We start from the raw sequence: 16,030 nt of genomic DNA on the forward strand, positions 1-16,030 counted from the left end.
TCGAGGGGCCGGCGCCGCCCTAACAAAATGTCGCACCCGGCGATCCTTAAACCTGCGGGAAACGATGCTTCCCCTAAGGCTGCCCTTTGGTGTGTGGGCTTCCTTGCGAGCGCGGGGAAGGGGAGGGCGTCTTGCGGCAACCAACGGATCTCGGCGTCGCCGCCCAAGGCGCTCGCAAGCCGTGGCGGGGTTACGGTGATCTGCGCCTGGAAGCCGCGATCTTCCTGCTGGTGGCCGTGTCGTTCGCCGCTGTGCTGGGCAAGAGCGCCATCACCAGCCAGACCCTGGTCCTGTCCTCACAGTCGGGCCGGTTCGCGACCTACGGCTATTCCGACGCTGAAAACGGCGGGCGCACCATCGTCTCCGTCGATCCGCGCAAGCCCCTGTCCTGGTCGTGCGACATCCGCCAGGACGCGGCCTATCCCTATTGCGGCTACGGTCTGGCGCTGGACGTCGGGGGCCAGACCGACGGCCTGGACCTCTCGCGCTTCCAGACCATCGTCCTGCGCTTTTCCTACCAGGGGCAGGGCGACCGCCTGAGGCTGGTCGTGAAGACCTCGCCGAATGCGGCCGTACAGGCAAAACTGAAGGGCGAGCAGATGCCCTTGGCGATGGACATCCCTGTCGTCCAGGGCCGTAACGAAGTGCGCCTGCCGCTGAACCAGCTGGCGCCGGAGGAATGGTGGGTGGCCAGCCACGGCCTTTCGACCGCCGAGGCCGCGCCGAACCTCGAGACGGTCCGTTCCGTGGCCATCTCCACCAGCGGCGCCAAGGTCGGCCATCTGGCGATCTTGGTCGACGACTTGACCTTCGAAGGATCGTACCTTTCGACCGAGCAGTTCTACCTTGTCATCCTCGGGCTCTGGCTGGTGCTGTCGGCGGGCTTCCTGGTCTGGCGCTTCCTGCACATGCGCGGCGACTACGAGGCCCGGAGGCGTCGTCAAGCGGAGGAGGCCGGCCGGCTGGCCGAGGCCCACGCCGCCGCCCAGGCCGCCAGCAGCGCCAAGTCGCGATTCCTCGGCAATATGAGCCACGAACTGCGCACGCCGCTCAACGCCATCATCGGCTACGCCTACTGGCTGGAGCGCACCGCGCTGGACGCCAAGCAGCGCGCGGCGGTCAAGACGGTGCAGGCCAGCGGCGAGCACCTGCTGGCCGTGATCAGCGACATCCTGGACGTGGCCAAGATCGAGGCCGGCAAGTTCGAGCTGCTGGTCGCGCCCTTCGACCTGCATGATTGCGTCGCGGGCGCGGGCGAGATGTTCCGGTTGCCGGCGCGTGACAAAGGCCTGGACTTCGCCGTCGGCTTGGATCCGGACGTCCCGCGGCGAGTCGAGGCGGATGAAAAGCGGGTTCGGCAGATCCTGATCAACCTGCTGGGCAATGCGATCAAGTTCACCGCCAGCGGTCGGGTCGACCTGCGGGTCAGTCTCGTCGAAGCCATGGGGGAAACCGCGCGCCTGCGTTTCGCCGTCGACGACACCGGTGTCGGGATCGCGCCGGACCAGCTGGACGGCGTCTTCCGTCCGTTCGAGCAGGCGGGCGACGCGGCGGACCGAAACGAGGGCACGGGCCTGGGGCTGAGCATCAGCCGGCAGATCGTCACCTTGATGCAGGGCGAAATCGGGGTCGAGAGCACCTTAGGCCAGGGCAGCCGTTTCACGGTCGAGATCACGGTCCCGGTTCCCAAGGCCGAGGTCGAGGCGACCGGGCCGGCGACGCCGCGGCTCCGGCGCTTAAGGTCGGCTTAGGGCTTTCGTTCCATTTTCGCGGCCGCTCCGGACAGCCGCGGCGCGAAGATCCGGGATCGACATGAGCGCGGCGTCTGCGGTCGCATCGTCACCCGGCCGCGCTCCGGTGGGGCCATGAACGGGCCATACTTCGGCCTGCAACTTCCAGCGGAGTACGCGCGTCGGGTGGGGGCGCGGGAACATGACGCGAGGAGGCCAAGCGGGCCGGGACGGAACTTGGCGCGTCGCCGGGTTCGTGGCTTCCGCCCTGCTGCACGCCGTTCTGCTCGCCTGTCTCCTGCATTACGCCGCGCGGGACATGCCCGCCTACGATCAGCCGCCGCCTCTCCAGGTCGTCCTGATCACGCCCTCAAGATTGGACCGAGATCGCGAGACGCCTCGTCCGGTTCGCCGCCGTGTCGTGGCGCGGACCAGCGACGCGCTTCCGATCCCGCCCGGATCGTCCTTGTCGTCCATGTCGAACATCGCGCCTTCCAGGCCGAAAGGGACCGCGGTCGCTGACGTCGGGCTCGAAGGGGCCGCGCCCGAAGCGGCCGCGCAGGGCGCGGGTGGTCTTGCCGCGAGTGGGCGGGAAGCCCTCCGCGGGCTGGGCGGCTGCAATCGGCCGACGTTCTCGCGACAGGAGCGCGAACGTTGCGAGGCGGAGCGCTGGGCTGGCGTCGCACCGGCCACCGCACGGCTGAATCTGGACCCTTCCGGCCGCTTCGCGAAGGATCCCACGCCCTATCTGGTGCGCCGTCCCGAGAAGGGCTGCCGCCTGAGGATGACCGGGGATGCGGACGCCCGCGGAGACGATCAAAATGTGCGCGCCGGCGTCACCTGCGTGAAGCGGTTCTGAGCAGCCCGCCCTACTTCGCTACCGTGTTGACCACGGCCCCCGCGCTGGCTCCGACCACCGCGCCCACGGGGCCCGCCACCACCGCTCCAGCCAGCGCGCCACTGGCTGCGCGTTGCTCCATGTCGTGTCCGCAGGCCGACAGGCTTAACGCCGTCGCAACCCATAGCGGAACCCAGCGCAGAGCAGTCATTATGTCCTCCAGGACAATTACACCTGTGCGGTAGAGTAACGGCGATCCGGAGCGGTGGTTCCGTTGAGAGCGACGCGGCGGAAGTCTATCCTCGGAGGTGAATATTCGTCGCGGACCGGAATTTCGGGACTGTCGCGTTTTTTCGTTAGAATCAAACAATTAACCAATCCATCTGTCGCGCGGGCGGCCAAAATTCAGGCTGCGGCGCCGCGTGCGCTTGCGACTCGTGGCCGGATGCGTCATAAGGCGGTCATAAGCAGGACTTCGGCCACGATCGTGAACCGGCCGAACCTCCGCTTTCAGAGCTGCCCGACAGTGCTTTTTCCGGGTCTCTGAAGGCGTTTTTGTCGGGGGGCGGACCGCCCTCGCCGCGCAGGACACGAGTTTTGAATATCAAGTCGCAGACGTGCGCAGACGCGCGCGCGCTGATCGGCGCCGTATTGGTTGGGTCGGCCACGGGTCTGGCCCTCGGCGGCGTTTACCTTGCGGGGGGCATGGCCCAGGCCGCTAGTCAGCACGCACGCGTATCTCGCCTGGCCGACGGCGCCGAGGGGAACTTCTCCGATGCGGCGCTGTATCAGGCCGCGTCGCGGATGGACGCCGGCGCGCTGGCTATCGCCCGTCGTCACGATCCCTACACCGTCGCCGGCGGCGCCCAGCGGGACCGACAGTCGGCCCTGCTGGTCGAGCGCCTCGAACAGCGCCAGCAATCCGACAGCCAGCGCCAGCCGCTGTTGCTGCGGGCCAGCTTCGGAGGCCCGTTCAATCCGGCCGTCGCCCCGTTTCGCCTGACAAACGCTCTGGAAAGCTCGCGTGAACTCGAGTGCCTTTCCGAGGCGGTCTATTACGAGGCCCGCGGCGAGACCCCGAGCGGCCAGGCGGCCGTGGCTCAAGTGGTTCTAAACCGCGTACGCCACCCTTCGTTCCCGAAATCGATCTGCGGCGTGGTGTTCCAGGGCGCCTCGACGCGCGGTTGCCAGTTCAGCTTCGCCTGCAACGGTTCGATGCGCGCGCCGCGTGAACGCGGGGCCTGGAACCGGGCTCAGAAGGTCGCCGCTCGCGCGCTGTCCGGCGCGGTGATGACCGAGGTCGGGGCCGCCACCCACTTCCACACCACCGGCGTCGCGCCGGGCTGGGGACCGCGCCTGCTGCGCGTCGCCCAGGTGGGCATGCACGTGTTCTATCGCTTCGGCGGCCGCTCCGGCGCGCCCGACGCCTTCAGCCGCACGCCGCGCCCGTCGTCGGCCGACGATCTGCCGACCATCACCCTGGTCAACCTGACGCCGCCGCCGTCCGCCGACGGCAAGTCGGCCCCGATCCAGCTGGCCAGCGCCGTGGTGGTCTCGTCCGACAAGCCCGCCACCGTCGCCGGCGGCATGGGCGGTCCGCTGGGCCCGGTCTCCGAGCCGGCTTCCGCGCCCGCCATGCACCCGACCAAGACCTCGTCCCCGTCGGGCGACGCGGTCAAGGCTGCTGCAGGACCGGCCGCGAGCGGAGCTGCTTCCTGACCACGCTCGGCATGTGGTTGCTGGCGAAGCGCATTTGCCGGGCCCGCTTGCCGACGAAATAGTGCAGCTCTTTCCCGTGGACGGCCCGCCAGATCACCTCGGCGGCGTCCTCCACGAGATAGACCGGGAGGCCGCCGCCGCGCAGGGCGTCGGCCATGTTCTGGTTGCTGCCGGGCGCGCCGGTGTTGAGGATCGGCGTCTCGACGAACCATGGCATCACGCAGGCGACACTGACGCCATGCGGCTTCCACTCGATGTCCAGGGCCTCTGAGAGTCCCCGCACCGCGAACTTGGTGGCCGAATAGACCGCCAGGCCAGGCGAGCCGTAGAGGCCCGCGCAGGACGAGATGTTGATCAGCCGCGAGCCGGACGTCGCCCTCAACCAGGGCAGGGCGGCCCGGGCGCCGCTGATCACGCCCTTGAGATTGATGTCCAGCTGCAGGTCGATGTCGACGTCCTGATGGCTGTCGAACGGCCCGAACCGGGCCACGCCGGCGTTGTTGAGCAATACGTCCAGGCGGCCCTCGGTCAGCTCGGAGAAGTCGGCCAAGACGGCCGTCCAGGCGGCGCGGTCACGGACGTCCAGGGCGAAGGTCGCGCCGTTGCCGGGACCGACCGCGGCCAGGGCGGCCTTCAGGCCTGTCGTGTCGATGTCGGAGAGGCCGACGAACCAGCCCTCGGCGGCGAAGCGCTTGGCGCTGGCCAGGCCGATGCCGCTGGCGGCGCCGGTGATGAAGACGGCCTTGCGGTCATTAGCGGTGGTCATGGCGCGCCTCCCCTTGTTTGTTATCAGCGATCAGACGCCGGAGAAGGCGGCGGGGTCAAGCGTCCCGCGATAGCGTCATCCCCCGCTTCGCGCGGGGGATGACGCTGCATTGGAGCGGCTCAGTCGGTCTGGTCGTCGACCTCGGCGCCAGGGCCGTTCTTGATGATCGAGTCGATCGCGTTCTTGGCCGAGGCCTTCGAGGCGTAGCCCTCGGTCCAGAAGATGGTCTCGCTGTTGTAGACGAAATAGGCGACGAACTCGCCCGCCTTGTTCTTCTTGATCTGGAACTTGTGGGCCATGGGGGGCTCCCTTGAGACTCTTTGTTGTGTCGACGAACCGACCCCGCAGCGTCGCTCCGGCAAAGCTGAGCGTCAATCGCGCAAGACTTCACAATTCATCTGGAGGACACATCTTTTACAAACCTTCACGGACCAGCGCCCCATGACCCCTGACCAACGCCTCGACCAGCTGTCGCGCGACCTGCTGGCCACGCCCTATAGCGGCCTGACGGCGGTGCAGAGGAGCGTCATCGACCTGATCGCCGCCGAGGCTCCGACCGGGCTCAACAAGGCGCTGCTGGTGGATGACCGAAGCTTCTGGGACCGGCTGGCCGACCGGGTCGCGGCGATCGGCGGCTCCTGGGCGTTCATCGGCGGGTTCTGCGCCTGCCTGGCGCTGTGGATCGCGCTGAACGTCGGGCTCAAGCCCTTCCACCTGTCGTTCGACCCCTATCCGTTCATCTTCCTGAACCTGATCCTGTCGACCGTGGCCGCCATCCAGGCGCCGGTGATCATGATGAGCCAGAACCGCCAGGCCACGAAGGACCGGCTGAACGCCGAGCACGACTATGTCGTCAACTTGCGCGCCGAACTGGAGATCATGCGCCTGCACGACAAGCTGGACGCCCTGCGCGAGACCGAGATGGTCGAGATCCTGCGCTGCAACACCGAGACGCTGGAGATCCTCAAGGCCCAGGTGGCCAAGATGGCGGAAGAACGGGGCTGAGGTCGGGCTGAGTTCGGGCGCGGTCGGGGACAGGCGCATGCGCCTGTCCCCGCCTTACGCCGCGGCCTAGATGTCGAAGCTATGAAGGTTGTTCACCCGAGGAGCGGCTGAGAAGCTGGGGTTGCGAAGCACCAACCTTGGCCGGAGGTCCCCCCGGATGAACATCCACAAGAATGCTCGGCTGACGCCTGTTGGTCGAGCCCTGATGATTGCCCGTATTGAGCAGCAAGGCTGGTCGGTGGCGCGGGCCGCCGAAGCCTCGGGCGTGTCGCGGCGCACAGCCAGCAAGTGGTTGCAACGGCATCGGCGGGGCGGCGAGCGAAGGCTTCACGACCGCAGCTCGGCGCCGCGCCGATGTCCGCGCAGGACCTCCGCCGGGGTGGTCGGCCAGATCGAGGCGCTGCGTCGTCAGCGCATGACGGGCCCCGCCATCGCCCGGGCCCTGGGCCTGGCCCGCTCGACCGTGGGGCTGATCCTGCGCCGGCTGGGCCTGGGCAGGCTGTCGGCCCTGGATCCGAAGGCGCCGATCGTCCGCTATGAGCGCGCCGCGCCCGGCGAGATGATCCACCTGGACATCAAGAAGCTGGGCAAATTCAACGTCGAAGGCCATCGCGTCACCGGCGACCGCCGCAAAGGCCGCTCGCGCAAGGCTGGCTGGGACTTCCTGCATGTCTGCGTCGATGACGCCTCGCGCCTGGCCTACACCGAGGTCCTGCCGTCTGAAGGCCAGCACGACGCCACCGCCTTCCTCCAGCGGGCCATCACCTGGCTCGCCGCCCATGGCGTCGCCGTCCAGCGGGTGATGACCGACAACGGCTCGGCCTATCGCTCACAGCTGTTCGCCCAGGCCCTGCAGGCCGCCGGCGCCAAGCACGTACGAACCCGGCCCTACACGCCCCGCACCAACGGCAAGGCCGAGCGCTTCATCCAGACCAGCCTGCGAGAATGGGCCTATGGCCGGCCCTACGCCTGCTCGGACGATCGCGCCAAGGCCATCAAGCCCTGGACAGACAGCTACAATCTCGCCCGACCCCACTCCGGCATCAAAGGCCTCACACCCTGGCAGCGTGTGAACAACCTTCTTGGAAACGACACCTAGAACGCGAAGCGCGCGCCGACCACGGCGCCGGGCGCCGTCATGTTCAGCTTCTCGTGCCGCTCGCCGGCCGGGCTGGTGGTCTTGACCTTGATCGAGCCGGTGTACTGGTAGCGGCCTTCGGCGAACAGCGAGATGCGCGGCGAGACCGCGACGCTGGCGCCGGCCATGGCCTGCAGGGTCAGGGCGTCGCCCTTGTCGTCGAGCAGGCCGTCGTCGATCTTCACCTGGGCCACGCCGACGCCGGCGCCCAGATAGGGCTTCACCGGGCCCGAGACGGGGAAGTCGTAATAGCCGTTCAGGTCGACGCTCAGCGCCTTGACCTTGCCGCCGCTGGCCGCGAACACGCCGACATTGGAGGTCAGGGCGGAGTCGACCTTCTGGCTGCGATAGCCCAGGGCGATCTCGCCGCGCCAGTTGGCGCCGATCGACGAACCCCAGGCGATGGCGCCTTGGGCGCCGGACTTGACGTCGGCGTCCACCGACCAGCCGTTGGCGAAGCCGTAGTCGTAGTCGGTCTTGCCGATCAGGCCGCCCGAGACGGCGATGTACTGGCCGCTGGCGGGCGCGGCCGAGGCGGGCGGCGAGCCGGCGGTCTGGGCCGCGGCGGCGCCGGCCACGGCCAGGGCGGCCACGGCGGTGGTGATGAACAGACGCATGAAATCCCCCGAAAAGGTACTGGTCCGGGATCGGACCGCGTCGCGATAGGGGGCTTCGCCAGCGGCGTAAATCTCAGGTTGTCCAAGCTTTGCTGTTTGTTGCGCGCTATGGCGCCGCTGCAACATCCGGTTGCGCGCCGCGGGCCGCGCGCCGCAGCGCCTGCGGCGGCTGGCCGAAGGCCCGCAGGAAGGCGCGACGCATGCGTTCCGGGTCGCCGAAGCCGGTCTCCAGGGCCACGTCCTCGACCTGCAGGGGCTGGCTGTCGAGCAGGGCGCGTGCGGCCTCGACGCGCAGGCGCTCGACCGCCTTGGCCGGGGTGGTCCCCGTCTCCGTGGCGAACAGCCGGGCGAAGTTGCGCGGACTCATCGCCGCCCGCTCGGCCATCTGGTCGACGGTCAGCGGCAGGGCCAGGTTCTCGCGCGCCCAGGCCAGCAGGTCGTCGAACCGCCCGCCTTGCATTTCCAGCAGGGCCGAGAACTGGGACTGGCCGCCCGGCCGGCGGTGATAGACCACCAACTGCTGGGCGACGCCCCGGGCGATCGTCTCGCCCAGATCCGCGCCGATCATCGCCAGGGCCATGTCGATGCCGGCGGTGATGCCCGCCGAGCTCCATAGCGACCCATCCTGGACGAAGATCTTGTCGGGCTCCAGCCGCACGGCCGGATAGCGGCGCTGGAAGTCTTTGGAACGCCGCCAGTGGGTTGTCGCCCGGCGACCATCCAGCAGGCCCGCGGCGGCCAGGACATAGGCTCCGGAGCAGACACTGGCCGTGCGACGGGCGGTGCGGAAGGTGGCGCGGGCGAAGGCCAGGGTCGCCTCGCAGATCGCCGGCGACCGCGTTCCCTCGCCGCCCGAGACGATCAGAGTGTCCAGCGGCGGCGCGTCTTCCAAGGCCCCGGCATACATCGCCGCTCCAGACGAACTGGCCACCCTTCCTGGCTCACGGGCCAGGACATGCAGGCGATAGGCGCCGGGCGCGAACCGTTCGGCGATCTCGAACGCCGCGATCGGTCCCGCCGCGTCCAGTAACTGGAAGTCCGGGAAGATCAGAAAGCCGATGTCGCGAGTCATGGCGTCGTCTTTCGGGATTGGCGGATTTCGAGGGAACTATGTCATTTATGCCGAACGCTAGGCGGGCGATGCTGCGGCGTCAACAGGAGGGCTCCTATGCCGAAACCGCCGCCGTTCCACATCGTGTTCGCCCTGTTTCCCGATGTCACCCACCTGGACTTCACCGGCCCGCACCAGATCCTCAGCCGCCTGCCCGGCGCCCGGGTGGTGATCGCCAGCCAGGCGGGCGGCGAGATCGAGGCCGAAGGCCTGGTGTTTTCCCGCGTGGCGCGGCTGGCCGATATCGAGCATTGCGACCTGCTGTGCGTGCCGGGCGGCTTCGGCGTGACCCAGGCGATGGCCGACGAGGCCTATCTGAAGGCGTTGCGGCGGTTGGCGGCCGGCGCGCGCTACGTCACCTCGGTCTGCACCGGCTCGCTGCTGCTGGGCGCGGCCGGGCTGCTGCAGGGGAGAAAGGCGGCCTGCCACTGGGCCTGGCGCGACCAACTGGCCCTGTTCGGCGCGACGCCGGATCCGGCCCGGGTGGTGCGCGACGGCAATGTCTTCACGGGCGGCGGGGTGACGGCCGGTATCGACTTCGCCCTAACGGTCGTGGCCGAGATCGCCGGCGCGGAGACCGCCCAGGCCGTCCAGCTGGCGGTGGAATACGCCCCTGATCCGCCGTTCCACGCCGGCCGCCCCGAGACCGCCCCGCCAGCCGTGCTGGAGCGCGTCCAGGCGATCTATGACCGCGGCATGGACGAGCGGTGGGCGGCGGCGCGCAGGGCGGGGGAGGCGTTGCGGGTTCAATAGACCCGGCCGACTTGATCCGGACACGAACCTGCCTCACAACGCTCTCAAGCGGAGAGATCGTGAATGCGTCGGATCAAGTCGTTTCTCGTCGGACTGACCGCGGCCGCCAGTCTGGCGGCTGGTTTGGCGGCCGTTTCGCCGGCCTCGGCCCAGGACGCGCCGTTCACCTACGGCGTCTGGCGCAATCCCAAGAACAGCGTCCATGTCGAGATCAAGCCCTGCGGCGGCGGTCGCGCCTGCGGCGTCGTGGTCTGGGCCAACGACGACGCCAAGGCCGACGCCCGGAAGGGCGGGACGCCCGACCTGGTCGGCTTGCAGCTGCTGCGCGATTTCCAGCTGCAGAAGAACGGCAGCTGGAAGGGCAAGGTGTTCGTCCCCGACCTCAACATGAACTTCAACGGCACCGCCGACTTTCCCGACGCCACCACCATGAAGGCCAAGGGCTGCCTGATTGGCGGCTTCCTGTGCAAGTCGCAGACCTGGCGGCGGGTGGACGTGGCGGCGCGCGGGACGCCGTCGAGCTAGAGGCGGCTCCCACCCACGATCCGCCTCCTAAGCCCTCATCCCCGGAACAAGTCCGAGGAAGACGGGACCTACGGGTCCAGCTCCGGATAGCGCCGGAAGATCCCCTCGGTGCTGAAGGGGATCCGCCGCTCCGACGCCAGGTAGGCCGCGACATTCGGCCGTTCCGCCACCGCGTCGCGGACGGCGATCACCCGCGGCAGCTTCGGCTCCAGCCGCTTCATGGCGTTCGGAAAGGCGTAGCGCAGGCCCTCCACCGCCTGGAACAGCGACAGGTCGGCGTAGGTGGGAGCCTGGCCGGTCAGCCAGCCCCCTCCCCCCTCGGTTTTTGGCGGCGCCCGCGCGAGCACCGTCTCGAACCAGCCGAGGAACTTCCTCATCCGGTGGGTGCGGAACTCCTCGGCCCGCCGGGCGGCCTCGGCCTTCTGGTCCTCGTAGTAGAGGCCCAGGCCCACCGGGTGGTGGACGTCATGGGCCTCGGCCACCAGGTCGGCGATCGTCAGTTGCAGCTGGTTGACCCACAGCCGCCCGCCTTCGCCGCGCGGCGCGAGTCCGTGGCGCAGGCCCAGATGCAGCAGGATATTGGCCGTCTGGCCGATCACCAGGTCGCCGTCGACCAGATAGGGCGGGGCGAAGGGCGGACGGTCGTGGCCGGCCATGTCCTCCATCAGGGCCTGCTCGCCGCCGTCTTCGCCGTCGCCGCGCGCCACGTCGGCATAGGCCGCGCCGGCCTCCTCCAGCGCCAGCCGCACGAACTCGCCGCGTCCCTGGATGGTGGGCCAGTAATGCAGTTGGTAGGTCATGTGGGGAGAAACAGGTGGAGGGCGGAAAGGATGCGCGCTCGGCGTGACCGCTTTGCCCCCCTTTCAGCCGTCATTCCGGGCCTTGTGCCCGGAACCCCTCTGTCCGCCGTAGGTGAGGGGGTGTGGCGCGCCAGCGCGCCATTTTGCTTCACCGTCAGCTGAACCAGGGGTTCCGGGCACAAGGCCCGGAATGACGGCGGGATTTGAGAGGTCGTGGATAAACGCCGTCACCCCACCCGCACGCTGGTCATCGAAATCGCCGCGAACACGTCGTCGGTGAAGAACGAGACCGGCTCGCCCGGGGCTTGTGCGCCCAGGACGTAGAGCAGGGGCAGGTAGTGCTCGGCGCTGTTGATCGCCGCGTCGGCGTCTGGGCCCAGGGCGCGCCAGTCGATCAGCGGATCGTGATCCCCGGCCGCGATCAGGGCCTTGGCCGTTTCATTGAAGCGCGGGGCCCAGTCGGGCGTCTCGCCGGTGCGGAAGTTCACGGCGCGCAGGTTGTGGACGATGTCGCCGCTGCCGACGATCAGCACGCCCTCGTCGCGCAGGGCGGCCAGGCGTCGGCCTGCTTCGTAGTGCCAGCGGTCGGGGCGGCCGCGGTCCAGGCTCAGCTGCACCACCGGCACGTCGGCGTCCGGATACATCGGCCGCAGCACGCCCCAGGCCCCATGGTCCAGGCCGCGGGTCGGATGCTGGACGACAGGATCGGGCGACAGCAGCTGCGCCACCCGTTCGGCCAGGGCGGGGTCTCCAGGCGCGTCATAGCGCACGTCGAACAGCGCCTGGGGGAAGCCGCCAAAGTCGTGGATCGTCTCGGGACGGTCCGACGCGCTGACCGCGCTGGCCCCCCGCGTCTCCCAGTGGGCGCTGACCATCAGCACCGCCTTCGGGCGCGGCAGCTCGGTCCCGAGCGCCGCCCAGGCGCGGCTCCAGGCGTTGTCCTCGATGGCGTTCATCGGGGAGCCGTGGCCGAGGAACAGGACGGGCAGGCGGGCGCTCATGGCTGAGTCTTTCAATTAGACACTGACAAAGTTACAGATGGCGTCGCGCTCCGGATATTCAACGGTCGGGCGGTCGCTGGGTCCGTCTCGCCACAGTCTTGGGCTGTGACCCCCTGACGCGCGCCCAGGGGTCACACGCGCTTTCCCGCGTCGCCCAGCTTTGTTAAGGCAACGGACGTTGTGAACGTACCCGTCCAATCCCCGATTCCGGCATCTCGGCCGTCCCCCGAACCGGTGGTGGCCAAGCCGCTCCGCGCCTCCACCCGGGGCGGCGCGCTGGACCTGCTGCGGCTGCTCGCCTCGCTGCTGATCGTCATCTACCATTTCGGGGCCGAGGGCCCGATGCGCATCGAGCGCTTCGGCCAGGTGTTCTCGCGCGGCTTCCTGGCCACGGACTTCTTCCTGATGCTGTCGGGCTACGTGCTGGGCCGGGCCTACGGGGCCTCGACCCTGACCGGACGGATCAGCCACGGCCGCTTCTGGATGCGCCGGGTGGGTCGGGTCTGGCCGGGGCACCTGATCGTGCTGGCCATGATGGCCGTGCTGGTGCTGGTGCTGAACGCCCTGGGCACCGACGCCCACAAGCCGTCGCGCTTCGCCTGGGACCAGCTGCCGGTCCAGGCCCTGCTGGTCCACGCCTGGGGTTTCAACAGCGACGGCTGGAACCTGCCCAGTTGGTCGCTGTCGGCCCTGGTCGTCTGTTATGCGGTGTTCCCCTGGCTGTGGCGGGCCGTCGCCAAGGTGCGGCGTCCGTGGGTCCTGCCGGTGATCGGCGCCCTGGCCTTCGCGGCCTGCGAGGTGGTGGCGCGGACGATGTTCGACCACGCCCTGTCAGACCTTCAGTTCCGCTTCGGAGTCGTGCGGGCCCTGCCGCTGTTCATCCTGGGCGTCTGCCTGGCGCGGGCGGTCGAGATGGACTGGCCGTCGGAAAAGGCCGCCAAGGCCCTGCTGGTCGGCGGCTGCGTCGGGCTGCTCGCCATGCAGCCTCTGGACCGCTACGCCCTGCCCGACGAGCTGATCTTCGACCTGCCCTGCCTGACGGCCATCGCCGCGATCGTGCTGGGCGCGGGCCGGCTGCCGGTGCGCCATCCCAAGGCCTGGATCGAAGAGGGGGCCAAGCTGTCGTTCGCCCTGTTCATCACCCACATCTTCGTGGGCGTGATCTACTGGAGCGCGGTGCACAAGCTGATCGAGACCGTGCCGATCGGCATCGGCTGGCAGTGGTTGATGTGGCTGGCCTCGTTCCCGATCGCCATCGGCGCGGCCTTCCTGTTCCACACCTATGTCGACCAGCCGCTGCAGGACCGGCTGGCCCCCTGGCTGCGGGGCAAGCGGTAGCGCGACGGCGCGACCCTCAGCCCTGCGCCTTGCTCTCGGCGCGGCGCTTTTCCAGCACGCTGGCCAGGCCCTGCAGGATCGGCCCCTGGAGAGCGGGGTTGTCGGCGGCGCGGTGCAGCAGCTTGATCGAGGCGATGTGCACCTTGACGCCGGCCAGAATGGAAGGGGACAGACCGTCGGCCTCGTCCAGCAGCTCGCACAGCGAACGCGCGGCGACCTGGACGGCCACGTTGCGCTCCGCACCGCACAGGCCGACGATGTTGGCCGCCAGTTGATACAGGCCCTCGATCCGCGCCGCGGGCTCGGCCTCCGCGGCCAGCAGGGCGTCCAACGCGACGATCAGCTCGTCGATCCCGGTCAGGGAAGGTTCGCGCAGGGTCTCCAGCGTCGCGTCGGCGCGCTTGAGGGCCTCCGCGACATACATGCCGCCGCTCTTCTCGGCCATCAGCTGGGCGAGGCGCGGCCGCATGCGGATCTTGCGGACCTGGCTGGCGGCGGGAGCGTCGGTCATGCCAGCGACCTCAGCGGCTTGATCAGCATGTCGAGCTCGTCCTGGCTCATGTTGAAGCCTTCTCCGTCGCTCAGCTCGATGGACTGGTCGTCCCGGCGACGGCCGTCCGGAAATTCGATTGGCGGGCCGGCGTTGCGCCAGCGCCGGTCGGGCCCGACATAGCTTTCGGTCTCGATGAACAGCCGATCGCTCCGGGCCACCCAGAGGATGCGTTCCAGCATCACGGCCGGTGAGATCGGCTTGGTGATGATGAAATTGGCGCCGCAGTCGCGGGCCTTCTCGACCTGGCTGCGGCGCGTGTGGGCGGACACGATGATGGCGGGCGTCATGCGGCTGGCCTCGTCGGCCTCGCGGCGCAGCCAACGGATCAGGTCGTAGCCGTCGATCTCGGGCAAGTGGGCGTTGGCCAGGATCAGGTCGACCTGCTGGAACTCCAGTTCGTCGCGGGCCTCCCGGCCCGATTCCTTGCGGATGACATTGCGCAGGCCAAAGCTCGTCAGCACGCCGACCAGAAGATCGAGCGACTGGTGATTGTCGTCGACGATCAGCGCTCGCGCCTTCTCGAGATTGATGTGCTGGCTTGGTTGCAAGACCCCGACATGCTCCGGCCGTCCCCGATGGGACCACAGCCTATGACTGATCACGGTTAAGAAAGCTCTGCCGCGGGACGGGGCGGAGTGTCGCGGGTGGCGAAATTCGGGCTTTGGAACGTGAGCTCAACCCTGGAATGCCTGTCAATATTATCTATCCAGAGTGGTCTTTAAGTTCCGAAAGGTTGATAAGTTCGTCGTGTGCGGGATCTCGAAATAATATTAAGACATTTTGTAATGCAAAATGCGTACCGTTTTGCCAAAACCATAGGTAATATTAGTTACTAATCGCGATGTATTTACTTAATGCTCCTTTAAGAATTTAAATATCTCCGAAGGGGATCCCCCCTTTCTTTCAATCTCGGTCGATAAAAGCGGCGCGGGGTAGATCTGGAGGAGAGATAGGTCAAATGAATATTTTGCATAACTTTATTCGCGAAGAAGAGGGCGCGGCCGCGGCCGAGTACGCCTTGATCCTGGCGATCATCGGCAGCGCCATCGCGGTGGCCGCCCTGCTGCTGGGCACCAATATCGGTGTGGCGATCACCAGCGCGGCCACCTGCGTGGCCAATCCGTCGGCCGCCAACTGCTGACGGTCGGCCGCCGATCTTCGGCGGCGCGGCCTTAGCGCCGCGCCGCCGGTTCCGGACGACGGGCCTGCGAAAGCCTGTCGCCGTTCTGGGGAGGGGTTGCCCCCAATGCAAACGAGAACCGTCATTTCACTGGCGGGCGCCGTGGCGCTCGGCCTGGGCGCGGTGCTGGCCGCGAGGGTCTATATGAGCGCTGGCCGAGACGCCGGACCCGCCGTGCGCGAAAGCGCTTCGGCGCCCGTCGTGGTCGCCTCCCAGCCGCTGACGCGCGGCTTCAAGCTGCAGCCGGCCGTCCTGAAGGTGGTCCGCTATCCGGCCGATTCCGTGCCGCTGGGCGCCTTCGCCACCGTCGCCGCCGCTTCGACCGGTCAGGGCGGCGCGCGCATCGTGCTCAAGGACATCGCCGCCAACGAACCGATCCTGCCTGACCGCGTCTCGGGTCCGGGCGGACGCGCCAATCTGTCCGGATCGCTCACCGAAGGCATGCGAGCGGTGTCGCTGCGCGCCAACGACGTGGCCGGGGTAGGCGGCTTCGTGCTGCCGGGCGATCGGGTCGACGTGCTGCTGACCCGCAGCCGGGACAACAATCAGCCCGACACCAGCCTGACCCAGGTGCTGGCCGAGAACGTCCGCGTCGTCGGCGTTGACCAGTCCGACAACCAGTCGGCCGACAAGCCGGTGGTGGTCAAGGCCATCACCGTCGAGGTCACCCCCGACCAGGCCCAGGCGATCACCCTGGCCCAGGCGGTCGGCGCGGTCTCCCTGGTCCTGCGTCAGATCTCCGACCAGGCGCCGCTGACCCGGCAGGTGACCACCCTGGCCGACCTGTCGCGAGGCGGCGCCCCGCGCGCCGCGGCGTCGATCACGCCCGTCCGGGCCAGCGTCCGCGTCCGGGCTCCCGTCATTCGCGCCACGGCGCCCGCCATGCCCCGCACCACCGAGGTGCGGGTCACCCGCGGCGTCGTCACCACCGGCTACGAGGTGGGGTCATGACCCTG

The 16,030-nt window shown here is 68.5% G+C and carries 18 protein-coding genes; 10 read left to right on the forward strand and 8 right to left on the reverse strand.

The genetic code is table 11. The features are described 5' to 3' along the window. The first annotated feature begins 131 nt into the window (after positions 1–131). From ASD47_RS15295 to ASD47_RS15305, 3 genes are all read left to right on the forward strand, one after another. Positions 132–1,751 (forward strand): HAMP domain-containing sensor histidine kinase, encoded by a 1,620-nt coding sequence (locus tag ASD47_RS15295; RefSeq protein WP_056758268.1) that lies wholly within the window; start codon positions 132–134, stop codon positions 1,749–1,751. Positions 1,752–1,986: 235 nt separating this feature from the next. Continuing rightward, positions 1,987–2,589: a hypothetical protein gene (locus ASD47_RS15300; RefSeq protein ID WP_156402262.1), complete on the forward strand. Its 603-nt coding sequence runs from the start codon at positions 1,987–1,989 to the stop codon at positions 2,587–2,589. 576 nt (positions 2,590–3,165) lie between these two features. Continuing rightward, the gene (locus ASD47_RS15305) at positions 3,166–4,287 is read left to right on the forward strand and encodes a cell wall hydrolase (RefSeq protein ID WP_056758275.1); all 1,122 of its coding nucleotides are present in this window, start codon (positions 3,166–3,168) and stop codon (positions 4,285–4,287) included. Here the strand turns inward: ASD47_RS15305 and ASD47_RS15310 are convergent. Continuing rightward, a complete protein-coding gene (locus ASD47_RS15310; RefSeq protein WP_056758278.1) occupies positions 4,244–5,053 on the reverse strand; it encodes an SDR family oxidoreductase in 810 nt (269 codons plus the stop codon). The genes ASD47_RS15305 and ASD47_RS15310 overlap by 44 nt on opposite strands. 119 nt (positions 5,054–5,172) lie before the next feature. Beyond that, a complete protein-coding gene (locus ASD47_RS15315) occupies positions 5,173–5,352 on the reverse strand; it encodes a DUF1508 domain-containing protein (RefSeq protein WP_056758280.1) in 180 nt (59 codons plus the stop codon). Positions 5,353–5,494: 142 nt separating this feature from the next. Here ASD47_RS15315 and ASD47_RS15320 point away from each other — a divergent pair, with 142 nt between their 5' ends. Together ASD47_RS15320 and ASD47_RS15325 are read left to right on the forward strand one after the other, a co-directional pair. Further along, positions 5,495–6,058 (forward strand): DUF1003 domain-containing protein, encoded by a 564-nt coding sequence (locus tag ASD47_RS15320; protein WP_056758283.1) that lies wholly within the window; start codon positions 5,495–5,497, stop codon positions 6,056–6,058. Between the two features lie 157 nt (positions 6,059–6,215). Further along, entirely contained in the window at positions 6,216–7,157 is a 942-nt protein-coding gene (locus ASD47_RS15325) for an IS481 family transposase (RefSeq protein ID WP_056758285.1), read from the forward strand. Here the strand turns inward: ASD47_RS15325 and ASD47_RS15330 are convergent. Further along, a complete protein-coding gene (locus ASD47_RS15330; RefSeq protein WP_056758287.1) occupies positions 7,154–7,813 on the reverse strand; it encodes an outer membrane protein in 660 nt (219 codons plus the stop codon). The genes ASD47_RS15325 and ASD47_RS15330 overlap by 4 nt on opposite strands. A 106-nt stretch (positions 7,814–7,919) precedes the next feature. Further along, positions 7,920–8,885, reverse strand: a complete 966-nt coding sequence (locus tag ASD47_RS15335) for a GlxA family transcriptional regulator (RefSeq protein WP_056758290.1) — start codon at positions 8,883–8,885, stop codon at positions 7,920–7,922. Between the two features lie 96 nt (positions 8,886–8,981). On the opposite strand from ASD47_RS15335, the gene ASD47_RS15340 reads away from it, so the two are divergent. Both ASD47_RS15340 and ASD47_RS15345 read left to right on the forward strand, forming a co-directional pair. After that, positions 8,982–9,677: a DJ-1/PfpI family protein gene (locus tag ASD47_RS15340; protein WP_082564634.1), complete on the forward strand. Its 696-nt coding sequence runs from the start codon at positions 8,982–8,984 to the stop codon at positions 9,675–9,677. Positions 9,678–9,740: 63 nt separating this feature from the next. Next, positions 9,741–10,202 carry a DUF2147 domain-containing protein gene (locus ASD47_RS15345; protein WP_056758293.1) on the forward strand — a complete coding sequence of 154 codons (462 nt, stop codon included), beginning with the start codon at positions 9,741–9,743 and terminating at the stop codon, positions 10,200–10,202. A gap of 68 nt (positions 10,203–10,270) precedes the next feature. Here ASD47_RS15345 and ASD47_RS15350 read toward each other — a convergent pair whose 3' ends face one another. Continuing rightward, the gene (locus tag ASD47_RS15350) at positions 10,271–11,002 is read right to left on the reverse strand and encodes a glutathione S-transferase (RefSeq protein WP_056758296.1); all 732 of its coding nucleotides are present in this window, start codon (positions 11,000–11,002) and stop codon (positions 10,271–10,273) included. A gap of 227 nt (positions 11,003–11,229) precedes the next feature. After that, complete coding sequence (gene ygiD / locus ASD47_RS15355) at positions 11,230–12,003, reverse strand: 4,5-DOPA dioxygenase extradiol (protein WP_056758300.1); 774 nt, start codon at positions 12,001–12,003, stop codon at positions 11,230–11,232. A gap of 204 nt (positions 12,004–12,207) precedes the next feature. On the opposite strand from ygiD, the gene ASD47_RS15360 reads away from it, so the two are divergent. Continuing rightward, complete coding sequence (locus ASD47_RS15360) at positions 12,208–13,341, forward strand: acyltransferase (RefSeq protein WP_156402285.1); 1,134 nt, start codon at positions 12,208–12,210, stop codon at positions 13,339–13,341. A gap of 16 nt (positions 13,342–13,357) precedes the next feature. Here the strand turns inward: ASD47_RS15360 and ASD47_RS15365 are convergent, their stop codons facing one another. After that, positions 13,358–13,852 carry a hypothetical protein gene (locus ASD47_RS15365; RefSeq protein ID WP_056758306.1) on the reverse strand — a complete coding sequence of 165 codons (495 nt, stop codon included), beginning with the start codon at positions 13,850–13,852 and terminating at the stop codon, positions 13,358–13,360. Then, positions 13,849–14,442, reverse strand: a complete 594-nt coding sequence (locus ASD47_RS15370; RefSeq protein ID WP_056758309.1) for a response regulator — start codon at positions 14,440–14,442, stop codon at positions 13,849–13,851. The genes ASD47_RS15365 and ASD47_RS15370 overlap by 4 nt, the downstream gene beginning before the upstream one ends. A 410-nt stretch (positions 14,443–14,852) precedes the next feature. Between ASD47_RS15370 and ASD47_RS15375 the strand changes: the two genes are divergently transcribed. Further along, positions 14,853–15,035 (forward strand): Flp family type IVb pilin, encoded by a 183-nt coding sequence (locus ASD47_RS15375; RefSeq protein WP_056758312.1) that lies wholly within the window; start codon positions 14,853–14,855, stop codon positions 15,033–15,035. Between the two features lie 105 nt (positions 15,036–15,140). Next, positions 15,141–16,025, forward strand: a complete 885-nt coding sequence (gene cpaB, locus ASD47_RS15380; RefSeq protein ID WP_056758315.1) for a Flp pilus assembly protein CpaB — start codon at positions 15,141–15,143, stop codon at positions 16,023–16,025. Positions 16,026–16,030: the final 5 nt, after the last annotated feature.

The organism is Caulobacter sp. Root1472 (genome assembly GCF_001426985.1).
Taxonomy (GTDB): domain Bacteria; phylum Pseudomonadota; class Alphaproteobacteria; order Caulobacterales; family Caulobacteraceae; genus Caulobacter; species Caulobacter rhizosphaerae.

Coding starts and splice junctions, on each gene's coding strand:
- ASD47_RS15310 (WP_056758278.1), bottom strand. CDS start 5,053: ATGACCACCGCTAATGACCGCAAGGCCGTCTTCATCACCGGCGCCGCC.
- ASD47_RS15315 (WP_056758280.1), bottom strand. CDS start 5,352: ATGGCCCACAAGTTCCAGATCAAGAAGAACAAGGCGGGCGAGTTCGTC.
- ASD47_RS15320 (WP_056758283.1), top strand. CDS start 5,495: ATGACCCCTGACCAACGCCTCGACCAGCTGTCGCGCGACCTGCTGGCC.
- ASD47_RS15325 (WP_056758285.1), top strand. CDS start 6,216: ATGAACATCCACAAGAATGCTCGGCTGACGCCTGTTGGTCGAGCCCTG.
- ASD47_RS15330 (WP_056758287.1), bottom strand. CDS start 7,813: ATGCGTCTGTTCATCACCACCGCCGTGGCCGCCCTGGCCGTGGCCGGC.
- ASD47_RS15335 (WP_056758290.1), bottom strand. CDS start 8,885: ATGACTCGCGACATCGGCTTTCTGATCTTCCCGGACTTCCAGTTACTG.
- ASD47_RS15340 (WP_082564634.1), top strand. CDS start 8,982: ATGCCGAAACCGCCGCCGTTCCACATCGTGTTCGCCCTGTTTCCCGAT.
- ASD47_RS15345 (WP_056758293.1), top strand. CDS start 9,741: ATGCGTCGGATCAAGTCGTTTCTCGTCGGACTGACCGCGGCCGCCAGT.
- ASD47_RS15350 (WP_056758296.1), bottom strand. CDS start 11,002: ATGACCTACCAACTGCATTACTGGCCCACCATCCAGGGACGCGGCGAG.
- ygiD (WP_056758300.1), bottom strand. CDS start 12,003: ATGAGCGCCCGCCTGCCCGTCCTGTTCCTCGGCCACGGCTCCCCGATG.
- ASD47_RS15365 (WP_056758306.1), bottom strand. CDS start 13,852: ATGACCGACGCTCCCGCCGCCAGCCAGGTCCGCAAGATCCGCATGCGG.
- ASD47_RS15375 (WP_056758312.1), top strand. CDS start 14,853: ATGAATATTTTGCATAACTTTATTCGCGAAGAAGAGGGCGCGGCCGCG.
- cpaB (WP_056758315.1), top strand. CDS start 15,141: ATGCAAACGAGAACCGTCATTTCACTGGCGGGCGCCGTGGCGCTCGGC.